Source organism: Glycomyces sp. NPDC047010, assembly GCF_040644205.1.
Lineage (GTDB): Bacteria > Actinomycetota > Actinomycetes > Mycobacteriales > Micromonosporaceae > Glycomyces.
Genome location: NZ_JBEYVY010000001.1, coordinates 513,183 through 534,358, shown reverse-complemented (window position 1 = coordinate 534,358; position 21,176 = coordinate 513,183). Strand labels below are relative to the sequence as shown.

Annotated in this window: 19 protein-coding genes; 13 read left to right on the top strand and 6 right to left on the bottom strand. The window is 70.1% G+C overall.

The annotated features are described in order from the left end of the window. Positions 1–280: 280 nt before the first annotated feature. The gene (locus AB0A65_RS02535) at positions 281–496 is read right to left on the bottom strand and encodes a BldC family transcriptional regulator (RefSeq protein WP_359945019.1); all 216 of its coding nucleotides are present in this window, start codon (positions 494–496) and stop codon (positions 281–283) included. Positions 497–722: 226 nt separating this feature from the next. Here AB0A65_RS02535 and AB0A65_RS02530 point away from each other — a divergent pair, with 226 nt between their 5' ends. The 4 genes from AB0A65_RS02530 to AB0A65_RS02515 all read left to right on the top strand — a co-directional run bounded on the left by AB0A65_RS02530 (position 723) and on the right by AB0A65_RS02515 (position 7,631). After that, positions 723–1,196, top strand: coding sequence for an Lrp/AsnC family transcriptional regulator (locus AB0A65_RS02530; protein ID WP_359945016.1), 474 nt, complete (start codon positions 723–725; stop codon positions 1,194–1,196). Further along, positions 1,183–2,250 (top strand): PLP-dependent cysteine synthase family protein, encoded by a 1,068-nt coding sequence (locus AB0A65_RS02525; protein WP_359945013.1) that lies wholly within the window; start codon positions 1,183–1,185, stop codon positions 2,248–2,250. The genes AB0A65_RS02530 and AB0A65_RS02525 overlap by 14 nt, the downstream gene beginning before the upstream one ends. A 171-nt stretch (positions 2,251–2,421) precedes the next feature. After that, positions 2,422–3,669 carry an RICIN domain-containing protein gene (locus AB0A65_RS02520; protein WP_359945010.1) on the top strand — a complete coding sequence of 416 codons (1,248 nt, stop codon included), beginning with the start codon at positions 2,422–2,424 and terminating at the stop codon, positions 3,667–3,669. A gap of 239 nt (positions 3,670–3,908) precedes the next feature. After that, positions 3,909–7,631, top strand: a complete 3,723-nt coding sequence (locus AB0A65_RS02515) for a cellulose binding domain-containing protein (RefSeq protein ID WP_359945007.1) — start codon at positions 3,909–3,911, stop codon at positions 7,629–7,631. A gap of 38 nt (positions 7,632–7,669) precedes the next feature. Here the strand turns inward: AB0A65_RS02515 and AB0A65_RS02510 are convergent, their stop codons facing one another. The 3 genes from AB0A65_RS02510 to AB0A65_RS02500 all read right to left on the bottom strand — a co-directional run bounded on the left by AB0A65_RS02510 (position 7,670) and on the right by AB0A65_RS02500 (position 9,859). Further along, positions 7,670–8,593, bottom strand: a complete 924-nt coding sequence (locus AB0A65_RS02510; protein WP_359945004.1) for a YihY/virulence factor BrkB family protein — start codon at positions 8,591–8,593, stop codon at positions 7,670–7,672. A 37-nt stretch (positions 8,594–8,630) separates the two neighbouring features. After that, a complete protein-coding gene (locus AB0A65_RS02505) occupies positions 8,631–9,089 on the bottom strand; it encodes an Rrf2 family transcriptional regulator (protein ID WP_359945001.1) in 459 nt (152 codons plus the stop codon). Positions 9,090–9,190: 101 nt separating this feature from the next. After that, a complete protein-coding gene (locus AB0A65_RS02500) occupies positions 9,191–9,859 on the bottom strand; it encodes a FadR/GntR family transcriptional regulator (protein ID WP_359944998.1) in 669 nt (222 codons plus the stop codon). A 301-nt stretch (positions 9,860–10,160) separates the two neighbouring features. Here AB0A65_RS02500 and AB0A65_RS02495 point away from each other — a divergent pair, with 301 nt between their 5' ends. From AB0A65_RS02495 to AB0A65_RS02455, 9 genes are all read left to right on the top strand, one after another. Beyond that, positions 10,161–11,480: an MFS transporter gene (locus AB0A65_RS02495; protein WP_359944995.1), complete on the top strand. Its 1,320-nt coding sequence runs from the start codon at positions 10,161–10,163 to the stop codon at positions 11,478–11,480. Positions 11,481–11,578: 98 nt separating this feature from the next. Next, entirely contained in the window at positions 11,579–13,507 is a 1,929-nt protein-coding gene (locus tag AB0A65_RS02490) for an acetoacetate--CoA ligase (RefSeq protein WP_359944992.1), read from the top strand. A 224-nt stretch (positions 13,508–13,731) separates the two neighbouring features. Then, positions 13,732–14,367: an RNA methyltransferase gene (locus tag AB0A65_RS02485; protein ID WP_359944989.1), complete on the top strand. Its 636-nt coding sequence runs from the start codon at positions 13,732–13,734 to the stop codon at positions 14,365–14,367. Between the two features lie 323 nt (positions 14,368–14,690). Beyond that, positions 14,691–14,849, top strand: a complete 159-nt coding sequence (locus tag AB0A65_RS02480) for a hypothetical protein (protein ID WP_176953298.1) — start codon at positions 14,691–14,693, stop codon at positions 14,847–14,849. A 13-nt stretch (positions 14,850–14,862) separates the two neighbouring features. Next, the gene (locus tag AB0A65_RS02475) at positions 14,863–15,699 is read left to right on the top strand and encodes a PH domain-containing protein (RefSeq protein ID WP_359944986.1); all 837 of its coding nucleotides are present in this window, start codon (positions 14,863–14,865) and stop codon (positions 15,697–15,699) included. Positions 15,700–15,943: 244 nt separating this feature from the next. After that, complete coding sequence (locus AB0A65_RS02470; RefSeq protein ID WP_106363998.1) at positions 15,944–16,489, top strand: SigE family RNA polymerase sigma factor; 546 nt, start codon at positions 15,944–15,946, stop codon at positions 16,487–16,489. Then, positions 16,486–17,667 carry a hypothetical protein gene (locus AB0A65_RS02465; RefSeq protein ID WP_359944983.1) on the top strand — a complete coding sequence of 394 codons (1,182 nt, stop codon included), beginning with the start codon at positions 16,486–16,488 and terminating at the stop codon, positions 17,665–17,667. Before AB0A65_RS02470 ends, AB0A65_RS02465 begins: the two co-directional genes overlap by 4 nt. Before the next feature lie 75 nt (positions 17,668–17,742). Further along, complete coding sequence (locus AB0A65_RS02460) at positions 17,743–18,375, top strand: MarC family protein (RefSeq protein ID WP_359944981.1); 633 nt, start codon at positions 17,743–17,745, stop codon at positions 18,373–18,375. A gap of 23 nt (positions 18,376–18,398) precedes the next feature. After that, on the top strand, positions 18,399–18,953 hold the full coding sequence (locus tag AB0A65_RS02455) for a hypothetical protein (protein ID WP_359944979.1): 555 nt from the start codon (positions 18,399–18,401) through the stop codon (positions 18,951–18,953). Between the two features lie 52 nt (positions 18,954–19,005). Here the strand turns inward: AB0A65_RS02455 and AB0A65_RS02450 are convergent, their stop codons facing one another. Beyond that, positions 19,006–19,233, bottom strand: coding sequence for a hypothetical protein (locus AB0A65_RS02450; RefSeq protein WP_359944976.1), 228 nt, complete (start codon positions 19,231–19,233; stop codon positions 19,006–19,008). A gap of 221 nt (positions 19,234–19,454) precedes the next feature. Next, positions 19,455–21,137: a DEAD/DEAH box helicase gene (locus AB0A65_RS02445; protein ID WP_359944973.1), complete on the bottom strand. Its 1,683-nt coding sequence runs from the start codon at positions 21,135–21,137 to the stop codon at positions 19,455–19,457. Between the last annotated feature and the right edge of the window lie 39 nt (positions 21,138–21,176).

Below are 21,176 nucleotides of genomic sequence, written 5' to 3'. Positions count from 1 at the left end.
TGTCAAGGGGTTCACGACCGGAGAATCCGGAAAAGTCAGATTGGCGGCATAGATGGCGACTCAGGGTATTGATCCGACTTCACAGAGTGGGCAATTGCCCTAAATGGAACAAATCTACTCCGATGTGGATTCGGGCTCCCGATTCCGGGCATGCGAAAAGCCGGTCCGCTCGCGCGTCCCCCATCGTCCCGGAGGACGTGGTGCGCTGCGCTGGACCGGCTTGTGCCAGGCAGGTCTTCTGATTGGCGGCCGCTGCGGCGGCCCGGCGGCGGGTGCCGCGCTAGGACTGGGTGCTCCCCGATTCGAACGTGGCCTGTGCTCCGGCATCCCCTTCGAGCAGGGCCCGGACCTCTGACTCGCGGAACCGACGGTGGCCGCCCGGTGTGCGAATGCTCCCGATCCTGCCCGCCGCGGCCCATCGCGTGACCGTTTTCGGATCCACGCGGAACAGCGAGGCGACTTCGCCGGGTGTGAGTAGGCGGTCCTCGGTCTCCATGATTTCTTCCTCCCCGTGATGAAGACTCACTTCGTGCGTTAAACCCATTACACCACTATTCAGTCAAACCTGCCATGAGTTCTTGGACATACTTTCGGTCGGTAGGTATTGCCTGAACGTACCACGCGTATGTCAACGGCGCTCTGAGCTGTTTCCTTCGCTCTAGGAGTTCCCGGGTATGAGGTAGGCACAGGACCCAAGATGCAACTCCCGTTATCCTCATGGAGTGGACGAGATCGACCGGACCATCGTGAACCTCCTGCGGACCGACGGGCGGACCTCTTACGCCGAACTGGCGCGCAGGGTCGGACTCACCGCGCCCTCGGTGCAGGACCGCGTCGTGAAACTGGAGCGCAACGGCGTCATCGCAGGCTACAAGGCCGTGATCGACTCCGAGGCGATCGGACTCGGGATCACCGCGCTCATAGGCATCATTCCCGACAATTCGGCGGACCACCTGGACATCTGCGAACGCCTCCGCGCCATTCCGGAGATCGAGTCGTGCTATTTCCTCGCCGGTGTCGAGTGCTACCAGCTGAAGGTGCGCGTCCCGAAGATGGCGGACCTCGAACAGCTGATCCATCGGGTCGGCGCGATTCCCGGTGTGGCCCAGACGCGCACGACGATCACGCTCTCCACGAAATGGGAGGACCGGCCGCAGCCGATCCCCGAGGACGGGGACCTCGATGGAGTCGGCTGACCGCACCCGCGACCGCCTCTGGGTCAACTGGGCGATCACCGCCGTCGAGGCCGACGCGAACCGCTCCGCCGACACCCACCTCCTCCCGTTCCCGCTGCCGCCCGAGTGGGGCGTGGACCTGTACCTCAAGGACGAGTCGGCCCACCCGACCGGCTCGCTCAAGCACCGCCTCGCCCGCTCGCTGTTCCTGTACGCGATCTGCAACGGCTGGATCGACGAGGGCACGCCCGTCATCGAGGCGTCGAGCGGCTCCACGGCCGTGAGCGAGGCGTACTTCGCGCGGATGCTCGGCCTGCCGTTCACCGCCGTCATGCCCGAGTCCACCAGCCGCGCGAAGATCGCGCAGATCGAGTTCTACGGCGGCAAGGCCCACCTCGTGCGCGAGGCGTCCGAGGTCTGCGCCGAGGCCGAGCGGCTCGCGGCCGAGACCGGCGGGCACTTCATGGACCAGTTCACGTACGCCGAGCGGGCCACCGACTGGCGCGGGAACAACAACATCGCCGAGTCGGTCTTCGAGCAGATGCGCCTGGAGCGCCACCCGGTCCCGGCCTGGATCGTCGTCGGCGCGGGCACCGGCGGGACCTCGGCCACCATCGGCCGGTACGTGCGCTACCGGCGCCACGAGACGAACCTGTGCGTCGCCGACCCCGAGCACTCGGCGTTCTACTCCGGCTGGCGCGACCGCGACCCGGAGGCCACGGTGTCCCGCGGCTCGCGCATCGAGGGCATCGGGCGCCCCCGCGTGGAGCCCTCGTTCATCCCGGGACTGGTCGACCGCATGGTCAAAGTGGACGACGCGGAGTCGGTCGCCTGCATGCGCTGGGCCTCCAAGCACCTCGGCCGCCCCCTCGGCGGCTCCACCGGCACCAACCTCGTGGCCGCGCTCTCACTCATCGCCGAGATGCGCGAGGCCGGGCGCGGCGGCAGCGTCGTCACGCTCCTGTGCGACTCCGGCCAGCGCTACGCCACCACCTACTTCAGCGACGAGTGGATCGCCGAGCAGGGCATCGACCTCGACGCGGCCGCGATGCGGCTGGCCCCGATCCTGCCCTGACGGCAGCACTTGTGTGAGCGCTTACATCGGGTTACGATACCCGGCAAAACAAATCGATAGTCATCAGTACGTAGATATTTCTTGAATCGTTTCATGCGATCCCCGCCTCTCACAGGGGCCGCGGCGCCGGTGCGCGCCGCGGCCCTCGACCTTCGACGCACTGGAGCGCACATGTCCGACCTTCCGAACCCGCTCGGCGCCAAGCTGAGCCGCCGCTCGCTCGGCCTCCTCGCGGGCCTCGGCGCCGGCGCGGCCGCCGGGGGAGTCCTCGGCGCGGGCGCCGCGAGCGCGGCGTTCACCCCCGGCACCTGGTACCACCTCCAGTCCCGCTACTCCGGGCTGGTCCTGGAGATCGCCGGGGCCTCGACCGCCAACGCCGCCAAGCTCGTCCAGGGCAACCGCACCTACGCGACGAGCCAGCAGTTCCGCTTCGTCGCCGCCGACAGCGGCTACTACCGGATCGAGGTCCGCCACTCGGGGCAGGTCCTCGACGTCTACGGCAAGTCCACCGCCAACGGCGCCGACGTCATCCAGTACCCCTCCAACGGCCAGACGAACCAGCAGTGGCAGGTCATCGACGACGGCACCTGGCTGCGGTTCGTCAACCGCAACTCCGGCAAGGCCCTCGACGTCTGGGAGTGGAACATCGCCCTCGGCTCGCGCCTGTCGCAGTACGACTCGGCCGGCGGGATCAACCAGCAGTGGAAGCTCGTCCCTGCGGACGCGGCGCCCGCCTCGGGCGTTCCGACGATCTACATCGCCTCGGACTCCACGGCCCAGACCTACAACTCGTCGGTGTACCCGATGACCGGCTGGGGCCAGAAGCTCGGCGGCTGGATGGACGCGAACACGCGGATCGCCAACCACGCCATCGGCGGGCGCTCCTCGCGGTCGTTCATCGAGCAGGGGCGGCTGACGACGATCCTGAACGCGATCCAGCCGGGGGACTACCTGTTCGTCCAGTTCGGGCACAACGACGCGAGCACCGGCAACCCCGAGCGGTACACCTCGCCGGCCGACTACAAGATGTACCTCCGGGACCACTACATGGCCGGGGCCACGGCCAAGGGAGCGATCCCGGTGCTGCTCACGCCGGTCAACCGGCTCGACTACAACTCCTCGGGGCAGTTCAACGAGTCGTTCGCGACGTACGGCGCGAAGGTCCGCGAGCTGGTGAGCGAGACCGGGGTGTCCTTCATCGACCTCGGCGCCCGCTCGCGCGCGTACCTCAACGCGATCACGCCCGCGCGGGCCCAGACCCAGGTGTTCATGCACCTCGCGGCGGGGGCCTACCCGGCCTACCCGGACGGGCTGGCCGACTCGACGCACTTCCAGGAGTACGGCGCGAACCAGATGGCGCGCCTGGTGTCCGAGGGCGCGAAGGCGCTGAGCCGCCCGATCGCCGCGCACGTCCGCTAGCGCACCGGATCGTGCATCCTGTTTCCTATAGGATGCACGATCCCGCGGCCCCCGCAAACCACCGCGAAACCGTCACCGTTTCCAACATGTATCGACATGTATTGACTTTCGGAGATCCACTCGGTACCGTCCCGAAAGTAGCAACCGCTTGCCCCGCAGTCTCCAGCACGATTGAATCGTTTCATTCATGTTTGCCCGGCGAGCACCCTCCTCTCACTACGGAAGTGACCATGAGGTCCATGACTCCTCGACCCCCCTGGCGCCGCGCCCTCGCGGCCGCCCTGGCCGGGGCCACCGCGCTCGCGGGCGTCCTCTCCGCGGGCGCCCCGGCGCAGGCCCAGGACGACGACGGCATCACCGTCTACCTCGCGTCCGACTCCACCGTCCAGACCTACGACCCCTACTACGAGCCGCAGGCCGGGTGGGGCCAGGTGATCGACCGGTACTTCGACGAGAACGTCACCATCGCGAACCACGCCATCGGCGGCCGCTCCTCCCGGTCCTTCGTCGAGCAGGGCCGCCTCGACGCGATCCTGAACGAGATCCAGCCGGGCGACTACCTGTTCGTCCAGTTCGGGCACAACGACGCCACGGTCTCGGTCCCCGAGCGGTACACCTCGCCCGACGACTACAAGATGTACCTGCGGGACTACTACATCGCGGGCGCGATCGAGAAGGGCGCCATCCCGGTCCTCGTGACCCCGGTGTCGCGCCGCAGCTTCAACGCCGACACCGGCGAGTTCAACACCTCGTTCCCCGAGTACGTGGAGAAGGTCTACGAGCTGCACGAGGAGACCGGCGTCGCCATGGTCGACCTCTCGGCCTCCTCGCGCGCCTACCTGAACGAGATCGGCCCCGAAGAGGCCAAGTCGGTGTTCCTGCACGTCCCCGCCGGGGTCTACCCGAACCGGCCCAACGGGACCACGGACGACACCCACTTCCAGGAGTACGGCGCCATCCAGATGGCCCGCCTGGTCGCCGAGGAGACCGCCACGCTCGGACTCCCGCTGAGCGAGCACGTGGTGGACGTCGCGCCGCCGGACGCGGTCCCCGCGGCCCCGACCGGCGTGGTCGCGGCCACCGTGGCGAACGCCAGCATCACCCTCAACTGGGCCGACCAGGACGACGCCGACATCTACCGCGTCTACGTGCGCGAACCGGGCGGCGAGTGGCGCCTCGGCACCACGGCCACCGTCGGCGTCGGCCGCGTCTCCGGGCTCGAAGAGGACACCGCGTACGAGTTCGCGGTGGCCGCCGTCAACGGCAAGGGCGAGTCGTCCTACTCGGACGTCCTCGCGGCCACGACCGCGACCGCCGGGTTCAAGTACGACTTCGGCCCCGCGAGCCAGACCGTGGCCCCCGGGTACACCGAGGTCAACCGCGGCACCGCCTACGACGCGGCCAAGGGCTACGGCTTCACCACCGACATGACCAGCGCGATCGACCGCGACCGCGGCAACGCCGACGACCCGCTCGGCTCCGACTTCGTGGCCTGGTTCGGCGGCTCGTACGACTTCGCCGTGGACGTGGCCGACGGCCTGTACACCGCCCGCGTCATCACCGGCGACTACCTCGGCTCGGCGCGCACGAACCTGAAGTTCGAGGGCATCGACTACGGGGCGGCGAACGCCGGGTCGAAGTCGATCCTCATCAAGGACTTCGAGGGCATCATCGTCGAGGACGGCCAGCTCAACGTCAACGTCTCCGGCCAGACCGGGCACCTGAACGGCCTGGAGCTCACCAGGATCGGCGACGTGCCGGGTTCCGGGAACGAGGGCCCCGACGAGCCGTGCGCGGACTGCGCGGCCGTGATCGAGGACGTCGACCGCGCGCCGGTCGCCGTGGCCGCCGAGGACGGGAACTACCTGTCCTGGCGCAGCCTCGCGACCGACCCCGAGGGCACGGCGTTCAACGTCTACCGCGACGGCCGGCTCATCACCGCCGAGCCGACGGAGCTGACGAACCTCACCGACCAGGGCGGCACCGCGAACGCGACCTACTGGATCGCCACCGTGGAGGACGGGGTCGAGACCGGGTACACCGCCGAGTTCGGGGTGTGGGGCGACCAGTACGTGGACGTGGACATGCAGCGCCCCGCGGGCGGCACCACGCCCGACGGCGTCGCGTACGAGTACAAGCCGAACGACGCGACGGTCGCCGACCTCGACGGGGACGGCACGTACGAGCTGATCCAGAAGTGGGACCCGACGAACGCGAAGGACAACTCGCAGTCGGGCTACACCGGGAACGTCTACGTGGACGCGTACTCGCTCGACGGCGAGCTGCTGTGGCGCATCGACCTCGGCGTGAACATCCGCGCGGGCGCCCACTACACGTTCCTCATGGCGTACGACCTGAACGGCGACGGGAAGGCCGAGGTCGCGCTGAAGACCGCGGACGGCACCGTCGACGGGACGGGCGCCGTCATCGGCGACGCGGACGCGGACTACCGCAACTCCGGCGGGTACATCCTGTCCGGGCCCGAGTTCCTGACCGTGTTCGACGGGCAGACCGGCGCGGCGATCCAGTCCGTGGACTTCCAGCCCGACCGCGGGAACGTCACCGACTGGGGCGACGGCTACGGCAACCGCGTCGACCGCATCATGGCGACGATCGCGTACCTCGACGGGAACACGCCGTCGCTGGTGACCACCCGCGGCATCTACACCAAGATGGAGCTCACCGCCTGGGACTGGGACGGCTCGCAGCTGGAGCAGCGCTGGGCGTTCCGCTCGCAGGACTGGGGCGCGCAGTACTCCGGGCAGGGCAACCACAACCTGTCGGTGGCCGACGTGGACGCCGACGGGCGCGACGAGATCGTGTACGGGTCGCTGACGCTCAACGACGACGGGACGATCCTCCAGTCGGCGGGCCTGGGCCACGGCGACGCGCTGCACGTCTCGGACTTCGACCCGTCCCGCGAGGGCCTGGAGGTCTTCAGCCCCTTCGAGTCCATGAGCGCCTCGGGGAGCCGCGCCGCGGCGTTCCGCGACGCCGAGACCGGCGAGGTCCTGTGGGACATCCCGGGCGTGCGCGACACCGGCCGCGGCGCCTGCGGCGACATCGACCCGGACTACCCCGGGGCCGAGTGCTGGGCCGTGTCCGCGACGGGCGCCTGGAACTCGCGCGAAGGGGAGCTGCACGCCGCCGACGGGACGCTGATCGGGACGACCATCCCGTCCGCGAACTCGATGGTCTGGTGGGACGGCGACCTGGGCCGCGAGATCTTCGACCACGAGTTCGACGAGCCGTCGTACACGCCGATCTACCCGTACATCGCCGAGTGGGACGCCGAGACCGGCACCCAGGAGGAGATCTTCACCCCCGAAGGGGTGCAGACGAACAACGGGACCAAGGGCAACGCGGTCCTCACGGGCGACCTGTTCGGCGACTGGCGCGAGGAGGTCGTGCTCCGCAAGGAGTCGAACGACGGGGTGCGGATCTTCACCACGACGATCCCGACCGAGTACGCGATCCCGACGCTCATGCAGGACCCGCAGTACCGCCTCGGCGTCGCCTGGCAGAACATCTCGTACAACCAGCCGCCGTGGCCGAGCTTCTTCATCGGCTTCGACATGGAGGACCCCGAGTGGCGCCCGATCGCCGCGGAGTCCACCCGCGACGCCGCCGCCGCGCCGTACGCGTCCGGCTCGTGCGAGGTGGACTACCGGGTCGCGGCCGACTGGGGCTCCGGCTTCGTCGTCCAGATCAAGGTCACCAACACCGGTGACACCGCGATCGACGAGTGGGACCTCCGCTGGAAGTCCGGCGGGGTCGAGACGGTCGAGTACGACTGGGGCGGGGAGATCGCGATCGACGGGGACGCCATGGCCGCCGACCCGGCGTTCTGGAACTTCCCGCTCAAGCCCGGCCACACGAAGCAGATCGGCTTCCAGGGCACCGGCGACCCGGACGACCCGGGGATGTTCCTGATGAACGGCCAGGTCTGCGCGACCGCATAACTTGAATAGGGACGGCCCGGGCGTTCGCGTCCGGGCCGTCAGAACGCCCCCGGCGGCTTGTACAGGCGGCCGTGCCCGTTCGGGATCGACTCCCGGTCGTACAGGTCGATCGCCTTGCCGCGCAGCGAGGTCGCCGTCCACGACGCGGCGGCCAGCAGCATCACGTTGAACAGGTACAGGAACACCAGGAGGCCCACCGCGGTCGTCACCGCCTGGTAGGCCGGGCGGTCCGAGACGTGCAGCACGTAGATGCGCCCGGCGGTCTTGAGCAGCTCCATGCCGATCGACACCGCGAGCGAGGCCCACACGACCCGCCGCGGCAGCATCACGACGCGGGGGAGCGCCTGGAGCAGCACCGCCGCCAGCAGCGCGTTCGCAATCAGCCCCACCACCACCGAGACGGCGCGGACCAGCCACGCGAGGTTCCCGGTCACCTCGTCCCAGTCGAGCCACCCGATCACGAACTCCGCGCCCGCCGTGGCGCCGATCGTGATGAGCAGCAGCACCGCGATCCCCAGGAGGATGCCCAGGTCGATCGCCCAGCGCAGGAACGGGTTCCCCGGCTGCGCGTCCAGGCCCCACACGATCCGGATCGCCGCCCGCACCGACTGCACCCACGCCACCCCGGCCACCACCAGGGCCACCGCCGCGAAGATCGTCACGGACTTGCGGGAGGACTCCAGGACCCCGATGTCGATCACCGGCAGGTTCGTGGACAGCCACTTCTCGACCGAGTCGTAGATGTCGGGGAAGTTCAGCAGGTACCCGAAGATCGCGAGCGCCAGCAGCGACATCGAGAACGCCGCGAAGAACGCGTAGTACGAGATCGCGGCCGCCAGCTGCCCGCAGTGGACCTCGCCGTACCGCTCGCCGGCGCGCCAGGCGTGGTCGACCAGGTTGGACCGCCTGCGGGAGGCGTCGACGATCCGGTCCCACCAGGCGCCCAGGTCAGGGAATCTCACGTGCCGATTCTGGCAGAGCCCGGCGGCCCGGGGGCGTTCAGTCGCGGATGACCCAGGCGTCCGGGTCTTCGAGGAGCTTCGTGACCGAGGTCGGGAGGTCGTCCCCGGCGACCGACGCGAGGGACACGGATTCGAGGATGTTCCGCTCGGAGACGCGCAGGGCGATCCACACGTTCGTCAGGGCCGTCGCGGTGCCGCTGTAGGCGACCTGCTCGGGGCGCTCGCCCCGGACGCCCACGAGGGGGCCGTCGACGGCGCGGATGACGTCGGCGAGGCTGATCTGGTCGCCGGGCCGCGCGAGCTGGTGCCCGCCCTCGGAGCCGCGCTTGGAGGCGGCGATGCCGCCGCGGCGCAGCTGGAGCAGGATCGACTCCAGGAACTTGCGGGGGATGGCCTGGTCCTCGGCGATCTGCTCGGCCGACACCCAGCGGTCCCCGTACCCGGCCAGGGCCACGGCGGCGCGCAGTGCGTAGTCGACGCGGGCGGACAGGCGCATGAGGACTCCTCTCGGTGCCGCTCGGACGAGCGGTGCTTCCGACTCTATCTCTAGGGGCGCCGCGCTCCCGAGGTTCGCAGGGACGCTGTGAGGCGCCCGGTTCAGTCGTCGACGAGCAGGCGCAGGTACGCGGCGGTCTCGGCCGCGGCCAGGTCGGCGTCACCGGCGATGATCGCCTCGATCGCCACCGAGTGGTCTATGTGCGGCTCCTCGGCGAGGACCGGCCCCAGTCCGGCGCGCACGGTCTCGCGCAGCGACTCGGCCAGCTCGGAGTACAGCTCCGCGAGGAGCTTGTTGTGGCTCGCCTCGGCCACGGCCTGGTGCAGCGCGATGTCCGCGGCCACGAACGACTCGGTGTCGCCGACCTCGTGGGTCGCCTCGCGCTCGGCGAGGAGGATGCGCAGGCGGGTGATGTCGGCTTCGTCGCGGCGGTGGGCGGCCAGACGCGCGGCCTCGACCTCCAGGCCGCGGCGGACCTCCATGGCGTCCGACGCGGGGCTCGCGGCGATGCGGCGCCGCACGGCGGCGGTGACCTCGCTGCGGCCGACCACGAACGTCCCGGCGCCCTGGCGGATCTCCAGCAGCCCGGCGTGGGCGAGCGCACGCACGCCCTCGCGGATGGTGTTGCGGCCGACGCCGAGGAGCTCGGCCAGCTCGCTCTCGGTGGGGATGCGCGATCCGAGGCCCCACTCGCCGTCGCTGATCTGCTGCCGCAGCTGGTCGATCACCTGATCGACGAGGGCGGACTTGCGCGTCGACTGCAATGCCACTGGCGGACCTGACCTTCCCGGATCGGGGCCATGGCTTGCGGGGGGCCCGCCATGGGGGGTGTGCGTGTTTCCTGACACTAGAAGGATTAAAGCAGACAGCCGTCGCGATACCGTTGACAGGCCGTCAATTCATCCCATGAATTGACTCGATTCTATCCCGGCCGCCCGCGACCCAGCCCGCTCGCCGTGAATCGGTTCAGTCACGATCCCCCGGCACTCCTCCCGAGGGCGCGGACAGCGATTGCCGGCACCGCCCGACCTACCTGCCGCGAACACCCCGGCCTCGGAAGGAGACGTCCTCGTGACGACCGATGCCACTGCCAGCGCGCCCTCTGACGCGCCCGACAGCGACACCGCCCCAGACCACGCAGCCCTGGAGCACCCCGTCCCGCCGCCCGCCGCGGAGATCGCCGACCCGCCGCCAGGCCGCGTCGTGGCCGCCGCGGGCTGGATGCTCGTCGCCGGCGTCGTCCTCGCCGCCTTCAACTTCCGCACCGCCGTCACCAGCGTCGGCGCGATCCTCGCCGAGGTCCGCGGCGGCCTCGGCATGTCCGAGACCGTCGCCGGCCTCCTCACCACCCTCCCGGTCCTCGCGTTCGCCGGGCTCGGCGCGTTCGCGCCCCGCCTCGCCCGCCGCTTCGGCCCCCGGATGCTGCTCACCGGCGCGCTCCTGGCGATGAGCGCCGGGCTCGTCGCCCGCGCCTACGCCCCCAACACGGCCCTGTTCCTGCTGTTCAGCCTGTTCGCGCTCGCCGCGGGCGCGATAGGGAACGTGGCGATCCCGGTGATCGTCAAGCGGTACTTCCCCGACCGCATCGGGGTCATGACCACCCTGTACTCGACGACCCTCGCGGTCGGCACCGCCGTCGCGGCCGCCTCCACGGCCCCGATCGAGCACCTGGCGGGGGACTGGCGGTTCGCGCTGGCCGCGTGGGCGCTCCCGGCCGTGATCGCGATCGTGCCGTGGCTGCTGTGGCGCCCGGCCCCGGCCGCGCCGGGGACGGCGCCGGTGTCGCACCTGCCCGGGGCGCACCGCTCGCGCCTGGCGTGGATGATGCTGCTGCTGTTCGGCGCCCAGTCGGCGATCGCGTACATCCTCATGGGGTGGACGACGACGATCCTCGCGGCCGACGGGATGTCGGCGGCCGCGGCCGGGTCGATGCTCGGGGTGCTCACGATCGTGCAGATCCCCGTGTCGGTGGTCGTGCCGATCCTCACCGTCCGGTGGGGTCCGCGGCCGACGTTCCTGGTGCTCATGGCCTGCTACCCGCCCGCGATCGCGGGCCTGTGGCTCGGGGGCGGCGGGGCGCTGACGTGGCTGTGGATGGCGCTGTTCGGGGTCGCGACCTCGGTGTTCCCGCTGATCCTGACCCTGTTCGGGCTGCGGGCGCGCACGCCCGCGGGGACGAGCGCGCTGTCGTCGTTCGCGCAGTCGGGCGGGTACCTGCTGGCCGGGTCGGGGCCGCTCGCGGTCGGGTGGGTCTACGGGCTCACGTTCTCCTGGACCGTGCCGTTCACGCTGCTGTCGGTCCTGGCCGTGCTGCTGTTCGCCACGGGCCTGTACGTGACGCGCGAGCGGTACATCGAGGACGAACTGTCCCAGGCGAAACCGGTCGGCTAGACAAAAGCGCCCAAACGATCCCCCGCAGGCGGCGCCGCGCCCGGGCCGTGCCACGATAGTGCTGTGGACCACAGTGCTGTGGAGACCGGGAGGCGATCGTGACCAGCGAGGTCTTGTGGCTGCCGCGCCCTGACGCGGTGGAGACGACGAACATCGGCCGCTTCGGCCAGTGGCTGTCGCGGCGGGAGGAGCGCGACCTCACCTCTTATCCCGCGCTGTGGCAGTACTCGGTCGAGCGCCTGCGCCCGTTCTGGGGCGCGGTGTGGGAGTACTTCGGCCTCGGCTCCACGGTCCCCGAGCACCGGGTCCTGGCCGACGAGGCCATGCCCGACACGGTGTGGTTCCCCGACGAGACGTTCAACTACGCGCGCGCGGTGCTCACGGCGCCCGGCGTCGCCGAGGACGACGTGCTCGTGCGCGCCTACTCCGACACGCGCGGGCCGGTGGAGTGGACCCTCGCGGACCTGCGCGAGGCCGTGGCCCGCGCCCGCGCGGGGCTCGTGGCCCACGGGGTGCGCCGCGGCGACCGCGTCGCGGCGTGGATGCCGAACATCCCGGAGACGTTCGCGCTCATGCTCGCCTCGGCGAGCCTCGGCGCGGTGTTCTCCAGCTGCGCCCCCGAGTTCGGCGCGAAGGCCGTGCTCGACCGGTTCGCGCAGATCGAGCCGAAGATCCTCGTGGCCGTCGACGGGTACAAGTACGGGCCGAAGTCGGTGGACCGGACCGAGGACGTGCGCCGCGTCGTGCGCGGCCTCGAAGGGCTCGGCTCGGTCGTGACCCTCCCGTACCTGAACCCGGGCGCGGCCGTCGAGGGCGAGACCTGGGACCGGTTCTGCGCCTACGACGAGGGCGTCGCGTTCGAGCCGCTCACGTTCGACCACCCGCTCTACATCCTGTACTCCTCGGGCACGACGGGCCTGCCGAAGGCGATCGTCCACTCGCACGGCGGCATGGCGATCGAGCACGCCAAGATGCACTCGCTCCACCACGACCTCGGCCCCGGCGACCGGTTCTTCTGGTACTCCACCACGGGGTGGATGATGTGGAACTACCTGGTGTCGGCGCCGATCGTGGGCGCCGGGATCGTCCTGTTCGACGGGATGCCGGACCCGGCCGGGATGTGGCGCCTCGCCGAGGAGTCGGGGACGACGTTCTTCGGCACGAGCGCGCCGTTCCTCATGGCCTGCCGCTCGCGCGGCGTCAAACCGTCCGAAGAGGCCGACCTCTCGCGCCTCAAGGGCATCGGCTCCACGGGCGCCCCGCTCCCGGCGGTCGGCTTCGACTACGTGTACGAGTCGGTCTCCGCGACGGCCCAGCTCCAGTCCCTCTCCGGCGGCACGGACCTGTGCACCGGGTTCATCGGCGGCGCGCCCACGGTGCCCGTGTGGCGCGGCGAGCTGTCGTGCCGGTGCCTCGGCGCCGACGTGCAGTCCTTCGACCCCGAGGGCCACCCCGGGATCGGGCGCGAAGGGGAGCTGGTCATCGCCTCCCCGATGCCGTCGATGCCCGTGGGCCTGTGGGGCGACCCGCTCAAGCACCGCTACCGGGACACCTACCTCACCGACTTCCCCGGGATCTGGCGCCACGGCGACTGGATCACCATCACCGACCGCGGCTCCGCGGTCATCTCCGGGCGCAGCGACGCCACGCTCAACCGCGGCGGGGTCCGCATGGGCACCTCGGAGTTCTACGCGGTCGTGGAGGCCGTGGACGGCGTCGCCGACTCCCTCGTGGTCCACCTCGACGACGACGACCGGGACCGGCTCCTGCTCTACGTGGCACTCAAGGACGGCGTGGAGCTGGACGACGACCTGCGCCGCCGGATCACCGCGGCCCTGCGCGAGCAGCTGTCGCCGCGGCACGTCCCCGACGAGGTGCGGCAGGTCCCCGAGGTCCCGCGCACGCTCAGCGGGAAGAAGGTGGAGGTGCCGGTGAAGAAGATCCTCAAAGGCGTCAGGCCCGAGGAGGCCGTCGCCCGCGACGCGCTCGCCAACCCCGATGCGCTGCGCTGGTTCCTGCCCTCGTGAGCCCGCCCGCTCCCGCACGTCTGAGACGAGTGGAAATCGGAGTGACGTGGGGTCACTGGTAACCCGATTTCCTTCTGCGGCAAGGGAATTCAATTGGGTGTGTGCCCAGTCGCAGACGTGCGGTCGTTAGTATGTTTCGTGTCGCCCCGGTCGGTTTCCCCCGTAGCCGCCGGGGCGGCGCTATGCCCTCCGCTCCCCGGCGCCCCCGCGGGCGCTGTGCTCCAATGGTCCGCGTGACTGATGAGGACGCGATGGAGGTCGGGGTCGGGCCCTGGGAGGGGCCGCTCCCCGAAGGCGACCGGTACGACCCGGAGCTGCTGCGCGGCGGCGACCGCCGGAACGTGGTCGACGCCTACCGGTACTGGACCCGCGAGGCGATCGTCGCCGACCTCGACGCCCGCCGCCACGACTTCCACGTGGCGATCGAGAACTGGCAGCACGACTTCAACATCGGCACCGTCGTGCGCAACGCGAACGCATTTCTCGCGAAGACCGTCCACATCGTCGGCAAGCGCCGCTGGAACCGCCGCGGCGCCATGGTCACCGACCGGTACCAGCACGTCGAGCACCACGCCACCGTGGAGGAGTTCACCGCCTGGGCCGCCGCGGAGGGCCTCGCGGTCGTGGGCGTCGACAACCTCCCCGGCTCCGTCCCCATCGAAACGGCCTCCTTGCCGCGCAACGCGGTCCTCGTGTTCGGTCAGGAGGGCCCGGGACTGTCCGAACCGGTCCGCGACGCCTGCGCGATGGTCTGCTCGATCACCCAGTTCGGATCGACGCGCTCGATCAACGCGGGCGTCGCGAGCGGGATCGCCATGCACGCGTGGGTGAGGGAACACGTGTTCGAGCAGCGCTCATGAAGGTGCATCTGCAAGGAGCAGTGTCGGATACCTGACGCTTCCCTGGGGTTCACGGGGGCGATGCGCCTACATTGAGCCAACTGAACGTGACTTGGGGTAAGCTCGCCCGTGGCACAACCGAATAGGTTATTCCGCTGGTAGATAGGCGGAGTCGGGCAAAAGTGGAACGATGTTGTTACGCTGTAGCCCGTCGATCGGCCCCTCGGCTCACACCGTCCGGGCCCATCAGAAAACTGAAAGCCGAGTCATGCTCGTACGGTAGACTCGTGCCAGCCTGCGCCAGACGAACGATCGGCCAGGACCCTTTGACGGGAGGGGTGAGGATGTTGAAGAAGATTCTGACCTGGGGCGGACTTGCGTTCCTGGTGTTCTTTGTAGCCTTCAGGCCGGACGAAGCCAGCGGTGTCGTCGGATCACTCGCGGGAGGCATCCTCGATGCCGCCAACGGCTTCGCAGCGTTCTTCACGAACCTCGTGACCTGATCACGGCGACGCCATGACCGATTCCGGTGCAGGCGGCTCGGGGGACATGAAGGACACCGAGCCGCTGGAACCCCCCAGTCCCCGCGCCCCCTCCGACGGCCCCGCCCCGGGAGCCGAGTCCCCCACGCGCGAGTTCCAGTTCCCTCCGGGCGTCTCGCCCGGCGCCCCCGCCACCGCGGCCGCCGACATCGACGGCGTCCGCTTCGACGACAGCCCCGCAGGGGGGCTGCTCTCCGGCGTGCGCGCCCCGGCCGTCCCCGACGTCCCGTCGCCGATCTCGGCGCGCTACCTGTTCCCCACCGAGAAGTACCGCGGCGAGTGGCGCCGCCACTGGGTCCACCTCATGCCCTGGTACGTCATCGGCACCCTCTCGACCTTCATCATGGGCCTCGCCTCCGGCATGCTCACGAAGTGGGACAACGCGAACCGCGACACCGCCCTGTCCGTCACCGTCATCGTGTGGCTGCTGATCCTCGGCTTCGTCGGCTGGAAGATCCTCGACTGGTACATGGACCGGTTCATCCTCACCAACAAGCGGATCATGCTGATCCAGGGGGTCATCACCCGCTCGGTCGCCATGATGCCGCTCGGGCGCGTCACCGACATGAAGTACTCGCAGACGCCGATGGGCCGCATGCTCAACTACGGCGAGTTCATCATCGAGTCCGCGGGCCAGGACCAGGCGCTGCGAAACGTCCCGCACCTGCCGAACCCCAACGAGCTCTACCTCCAGATGTGCGAGGAGATGTACGAGCCCGAAGCGGTCGACGAGCGCATGGCCGAGCCCGAGGAGGACCTCATCCCCGAAGAGGAGGCCGCCGTCCCCAGCAAGAGCGGCGACGGCACCTGACCGCCCCCCGACACCGATCACGAGCACGCCCGCCGGCACCCGCCAGCGGGCGTTCCGCGTCACGGCATGACGGGGGACTCGTGGCATGAATCCGGGAGGCGGCCCTTGGCACCTACTTCGTATACTCGCTTTCGTACCAACCCTCGGTTGCCGATGACACCCATCTTTTGGCAGAATTCCGCCCTGCGGGGCAACTTTCCACCGGGGGTACGTCGTCTGTTGTTCGACCCCCCCAGGGAGACGCGTGAGCGAGGTCAAATCGTCTCAGGACGAGGAGTTCCGCGAGTACGTGGCGGCGCGCTCGGCCGCGCTGCACCGTGCGGCGTATCTCCTCACGGGGAACTGGGCGACAGCGGAGGACCTGGTGCAGACGACGTTGACGAAGACCTACCTGGCGTGGAGCCGGATCAGGACGACTGATTCGGTCGACGCCTACGCCCGCCGCATCCTCTACAACACCAACGCCTCCTGGTGGCGCAAGCGCTCCAACCGCGAGAAGCCCACCGAGGTGTTCGAGGACCGGGCCGACCTCTCCCGCGACTTCACCGAGCACGGCGCCGTCCGCGACGCCATGTGGCGCCACATCGCCGCCCTCCCCAAGCGCCAGCGCGCGGTCCTCGTCCTCCGCTACTACGAGAACCGCTCCGACGCCCAGATCGCCGAGATCCTCGGCATCTCGATCGGCACCGTCAAGAGCCAGGCGTCCCGGGCCCTCGCGGGCATGCGCAAGCGCCTCGGCACGCCCGCCGCCGCGCTCGGCGTGGCCATGGAACCGAGGGAGGCGGCGTGAACGGGGACATCGAGGCCCTCCTGCGCAGCGGGCTGGCCGAGCAGGCCGAGCGCGCGCCCAGGGCGGTCGAGGACCCGGCCCTGGCCGACCTCGCCATAGCCGGGGCCCACCGCATCCGGCGCCGCCGCCGCGTCGGCGCGGCCGCGGGCGGCGCGGGCCTCCTCGTCCTCGGCGCGGGCGTGTTCGCGTTCCAGCCGCTCATGGACATGCAGGACCAGGGCACCATCGCGGCCGACTCCTCCAGCACCGAAGAGGTCCGCAGCGACCTCGGCATGGAGTTCCTCGTCGAGGACGACGACGGCTACGCGATCGTCAACGAGGACGGCAAGACCATCCCCGTCGGCGCGGACGAGCCCGAGAGCGTGCTGCGCCTCCAGGACGCGTACGTCCTCCAGGACCCCGACCGGGACAAGACGGACCTCTACAGCCTCGACGGCTCCATGAGCGCGTCCTTCGCCTCGCCCGCGCCGGAGACGTACGGCACCGTCAACATCCCGGCCACCGAGTACGCGATGGTCACCCCGAACGCGGAGATGACCGAGGAGTCCTACGCGCTCAACGACGTCACCCTCGCCGCGGTCGCCGACGCGACCACGTTCTCGGTCAGCTACGACCTGACCCTGGTGAACTGGGACTCCTCGACCGCGGTGTTCACCGCCGACGTGTGGTCCACCACCGGCGGCTCCGAGAGCACCTACTACTTCAACGACCAGAACGACTGGAACCTCGCCTCGGTCGCCGCGGCCGGGTTCGAGTCCGTCGCCGTCATCGACTCCAGCAACACCGGTTACGTGTGCGTCGCGGACCTCGACGCCTTCGGCGGCGTCGCCCGCGAAGGCGAGGAGTGCGGGCCGTTCGAGACGGAGCGGATGAAGGACGACCTCGTGGCGACCGCCGGGACCGACGGCGCGCTTGCGACCGTCACCGACACGGTGGACCGCGTCGGCGGCGAGGTGTACTTCCCCATGGACAGCGTCGACCTGGGGGACTACCAGGACCAGTTCTACACCTCCAGCATGCTGTTCGCGGACCCGTACAACCGGTGGGAGATCTCGTACGACCCGGGCGACGCCACCTGGATGATGGTCGACTACACCGGCGAGACCCCGGTCATGTCGCTGCTCACCCCGCCCTCGGGCGCGGTGTTCCCGGTCATGGACTACGTCCGGTCGGAGTGACCCGGGGCTGAGCCCCACGTAACACAAGGGTCGGAATCCGCGGCCGTGACCCGGCGGACTTGCCATACTCGCTGCGTGGGTGGACTCGAATACTTGCTGACCGTCATGGTGACCCTCTTCGTCATCATGGACCCGCCCGGGATCGTGCCGATCTACCTGGCCCTCACGGGGACCATGGACAAGCGGCAGCGCAACCGGGCGGCACTCCAGGCGACACTGCTGTCGCTCGGGGTGATCTCGCTGTTCGCGCTGCTCGGGCAGCAGATCATCAGCTACCTCCACATCGACCTCGCCGCGCTCCAGGGCGCGGGCGGGCTCCTGCTGCTCCTCGTCGCCCTCCAGCTCCTCACCGGGAAGGCCGACGACCCGAACGAGGCCGCCACCTCGAACATCGCCCTCGTCCCGCTCGGCACCCCGCTCCTGGCGGGCCCCGGCGCGATCGTCGCGGTCATCCTGTTCGTGCAGCAGGCGCCATCGAGCACCGACTACCTGTGGATCGCCCTGGCCATCATCGTGATCCACTTCCTCATCTACCTGGTGATGCGCTTCTCCGGCGTCCTCGTGAAGATCCTCCGCCGCGGCGGCATCGAGGTCCTCACCCGCATCGCCGGCGTCCTCCTGGCCGCGATCGCCGTCCAACTCATCGCCGACGCCGTCATGAGCTACGCCGCCCACTTCGAAAGTTCAGCCGGCGCTACCGGTTGGTGATCACTTTAGGGTTCAATGAACCCATGACGACGATTCTCGACCTGCCCCTGCACCCCCTGGCGGTGCACGCGCCGATCATCTTCGTGGCGCTGCTCGTGCTCCTCGGCGCCGCATACCTGCTTATCCCGCCGCTGCGCCAGCGCGTCGGCTGGGCCGCGGCGATCCTCGTGTTCGTCGCGCCCGCGACCGTGTACGGCTCGATCCTCACCGGACAGCAGTTCGCCGACTTCACGTACGGTGCGGGCAAGTGGCCCGACGAGGTGCAGCAGCACCACGACAACGCCTACTGGCTCCTGTGGACGCTCCTCGCGCTCATCCCCGTGTGGTTCCTGTTCGCGGGCCTGGACCGCGGGCGCCGCGCCGCGCTGCTGCGCAACGGGGACGCCCCGAAGCCCGCCCCGTCGGAGGACGGCGAGACCGCCTCGGGCTCGGACGACCCGGCCGCGGGCGGGCGCAAGGTCATCATGTTCGTCATCGGCCTGATCGCCCTGGCGCTGCTGGGCCTGGCGGCCTGGTGGCTGTTCCAGACCGGGCACACCGGGGCCGAGATGGTGTGGGGCGGCGTGGTCCAGCAGTAGCCTGTGCGTGCGCGAGCCCCCGTCCCGGATCGGGACGGGGGCTCGCGTGCGTCTAGAACTCGACGAGTCCGATGATGAGGACCGTGAACATGAGCGCCACGGAGACGAGGGTGAGCCACTGGGTCACCAGGCGGGCCCGCTGCTCGGCCGCGTCGATCGCCGCGTGGTCCTGCGGCGGCATCCGCCGCGGCTCCCCGGGCAGCGCCACCGACTCGACCCGCCACCCGGGAGGCGGCGGCACGTTCACCGGCGGGCCTTCGTAGGCGGTCTCGTCGCTCATGGGGCAAGCCTAACGCCGGGCAGCATGCGGCGCCGCGGACGGCGCTGCGTTGGGCCCCCGGCACAAGGGTGCCTGTGGGGTGTGACAGTTCGAGGGCAGCGCGGGGCGCCGTGGGCGGCCGTTCTGCGGGCCCCCGGTACGAGGGTGCCGGATGGGTATGACGAAACGCCGTGGGCGGTGTCCCCCGAAAGGGGACACCGCCCACGGCGTTCGCTTACGGCCTAGTCCTCGCTCGGGGCCTGGCGGTCGTTGCCTCCGGTCGGGCGGCGGCGACGGCGTCGGCGGCGCGCGGGGGCGTCGCCTTCGGCGTCGGCGGATGCGGCCGGGGCGTCCGTCTGCGGCTTGGACTCGCGCGGGGCGGCGTCCTCGTCGGTGCGGATGCGTCGGCGCTGGCGGCTGCGCGGGGCGTCGCCCTCGGCGTCCGAGCGGCGCTCGGGACGCTCGCTGTCGTCACGTGAGGCACCGCCGCGGGGGGCGTTGTCGCGGGTCGAACCGCCACGCGAGCCGCCCTCGCGGGAACCGCCGTCGCGGCCGCCTCCGCGACGGTCGCTCTGGCCCCGGCCGCCCTCGCGGCCGCGCCCGCGCGGGCCGCGGGAGCGGCCCTTCTTGCGGGGCTCGCCCTCGACGTTCTCCTCGCGCTCGGCGGAGAGGCCGTCGCGCTTGCGGAGCTCGCTCGGGAGCGCCGGCGGGGCGCCCTCGGGGATGTCGAGGTCGGTGTACAGGTGGTCGGAGGTGTGGTAGGTCTCCTGCGGCTCACCGAGGTCGAGGCCGTTGGCCTTGACGATGATCTTCCAGCGGGGGAGGTCCTCCCACGTCAGGAACGTGACGGCGATGCCCGTCGCGCCCGCGCGGCCGGTGCGGCCGATGCGGTGCACGTAGGTCTCGGCCTCCTCGGGCGCGTCGAAGTTGATGACGTGCGTGATGTCGGGGACGTCGATGCCGCGGGCGGCCACGTCGGTCGCCACGAGCACGTCGATCTTCCCCGAGCGGAACGCCCGCAGGGCCCGCTCGCGCGCGTTCTGGCCGAGGTCGCCGTGGACCGAGCCGACCGCGAAGCCGCGGAAGTCCAGTTCGTCGGCGAGCTTCTGCGCGGCGCGCTTGGTGCGGCAGAACAGGATCGTGAGGCCGCGGCCGTTGGCCTGGAGGATCCGGGCCGTCACCTCGATCTTGTTGAGCGCGTGGGTCATGTACACGAGCTGCCGGGTCCGGGACACGGCCTCGTCGTCGGGGCCCTTGACGTCCGCGGCGACCGTGATCGGGCGGTTCATGTGGCGGCGCGACAGCGACATGATCGTGTCGGGCATCGTCGCCGAGAACAGCATGGTCTGGCGCTGCTCGGGCAGGAGCTTGAGGATCTTCTCGACGTCCTCGGAGAACCCGAGGTCGAGCATCCGGTCGGCCTCGTCGAGGACGCAGTGGCGGATGCCGTCGAGCTTGATGTGCTTCGACTTGTAGAGGTCGAGCAGGCGGCCCGGGGTGCCGACGATGATGTCGACGCCCGCCTTCAGGGCCTCGACCTGCGGTTCGTACGCGCGGCCGCCGTAGATCGGCAGGACCCGGATGGAGCGGGTCTTGCCCGCGTCCTCAAGGTCGCGGGCCACCTGGAGGCCCAGCTCGCGCGTGGGGACGAGGATCAGCGCCTGCGGGCGGCCGTCGGAGCCTTCGCCGGCGGACGTGATCCGGTCGATGATCGGGAGGCCGAACCCGAAGGTCTTGCCGGTGCCCGTGGGGGCTCGCCCGATGATGTCCGAACCGCGCAGGGCGATCGGGATCGCGTACTCCTGGATCGCGAAGGCCCGCTCGATACCAAGCGCTGCAAGCGCTTCGACGGTCTCTTCCCTAATTCCCAGGGCCGCGAACGTCGGCCCGTCGTTCACGGGCCGGTCGTTGTTCAATTCGTTCACTCTGTTCACCTCGTGGCGGAGGACGTCACCAGATCCGGG

Bases quoted from the DNA above. Each gene is read 5' to 3' on its own strand.
- AB0A65_RS02450 (WP_359944976.1), bottom strand. From the start codon at position 19,233: ATGAGCGACGAGACCGCCTACGAAGGCCCGCCGGTGAACGTGCCGCCG.
- AB0A65_RS02535 (WP_359945019.1), bottom strand. From the start codon at position 496: ATGGAGACCGAGGACCGCCTACTCACACCCGGCGAAGTCGCCTCGCTG.
- AB0A65_RS02525 (WP_359945013.1), top strand. From the start codon at position 1,183: ATGGAGTCGGCTGACCGCACCCGCGACCGCCTCTGGGTCAACTGGGCG.
- AB0A65_RS02520 (WP_359945010.1), top strand. From the start codon at position 2,422: ATGTCCGACCTTCCGAACCCGCTCGGCGCCAAGCTGAGCCGCCGCTCG.
- AB0A65_RS02455 (WP_359944979.1), top strand. From the start codon at position 18,399: ATGACGACGATTCTCGACCTGCCCCTGCACCCCCTGGCGGTGCACGCG.
- AB0A65_RS02475 (WP_359944986.1), top strand. From the start codon at position 14,863: ATGACCGATTCCGGTGCAGGCGGCTCGGGGGACATGAAGGACACCGAG.
- AB0A65_RS02480 (WP_176953298.1), top strand. From the start codon at position 14,691: ATGTTGAAGAAGATTCTGACCTGGGGCGGACTTGCGTTCCTGGTGTTC.
- AB0A65_RS02485 (WP_359944989.1), top strand. From the start codon at position 13,732: ATGGTCCGCGTGACTGATGAGGACGCGATGGAGGTCGGGGTCGGGCCC.
- AB0A65_RS02505 (WP_359945001.1), bottom strand. From the start codon at position 9,089: ATGCGCCTGTCCGCCCGCGTCGACTACGCACTGCGCGCCGCCGTGGCC.
- AB0A65_RS02515 (WP_359945007.1), top strand. From the start codon at position 3,909: ATGACTCCTCGACCCCCCTGGCGCCGCGCCCTCGCGGCCGCCCTGGCC.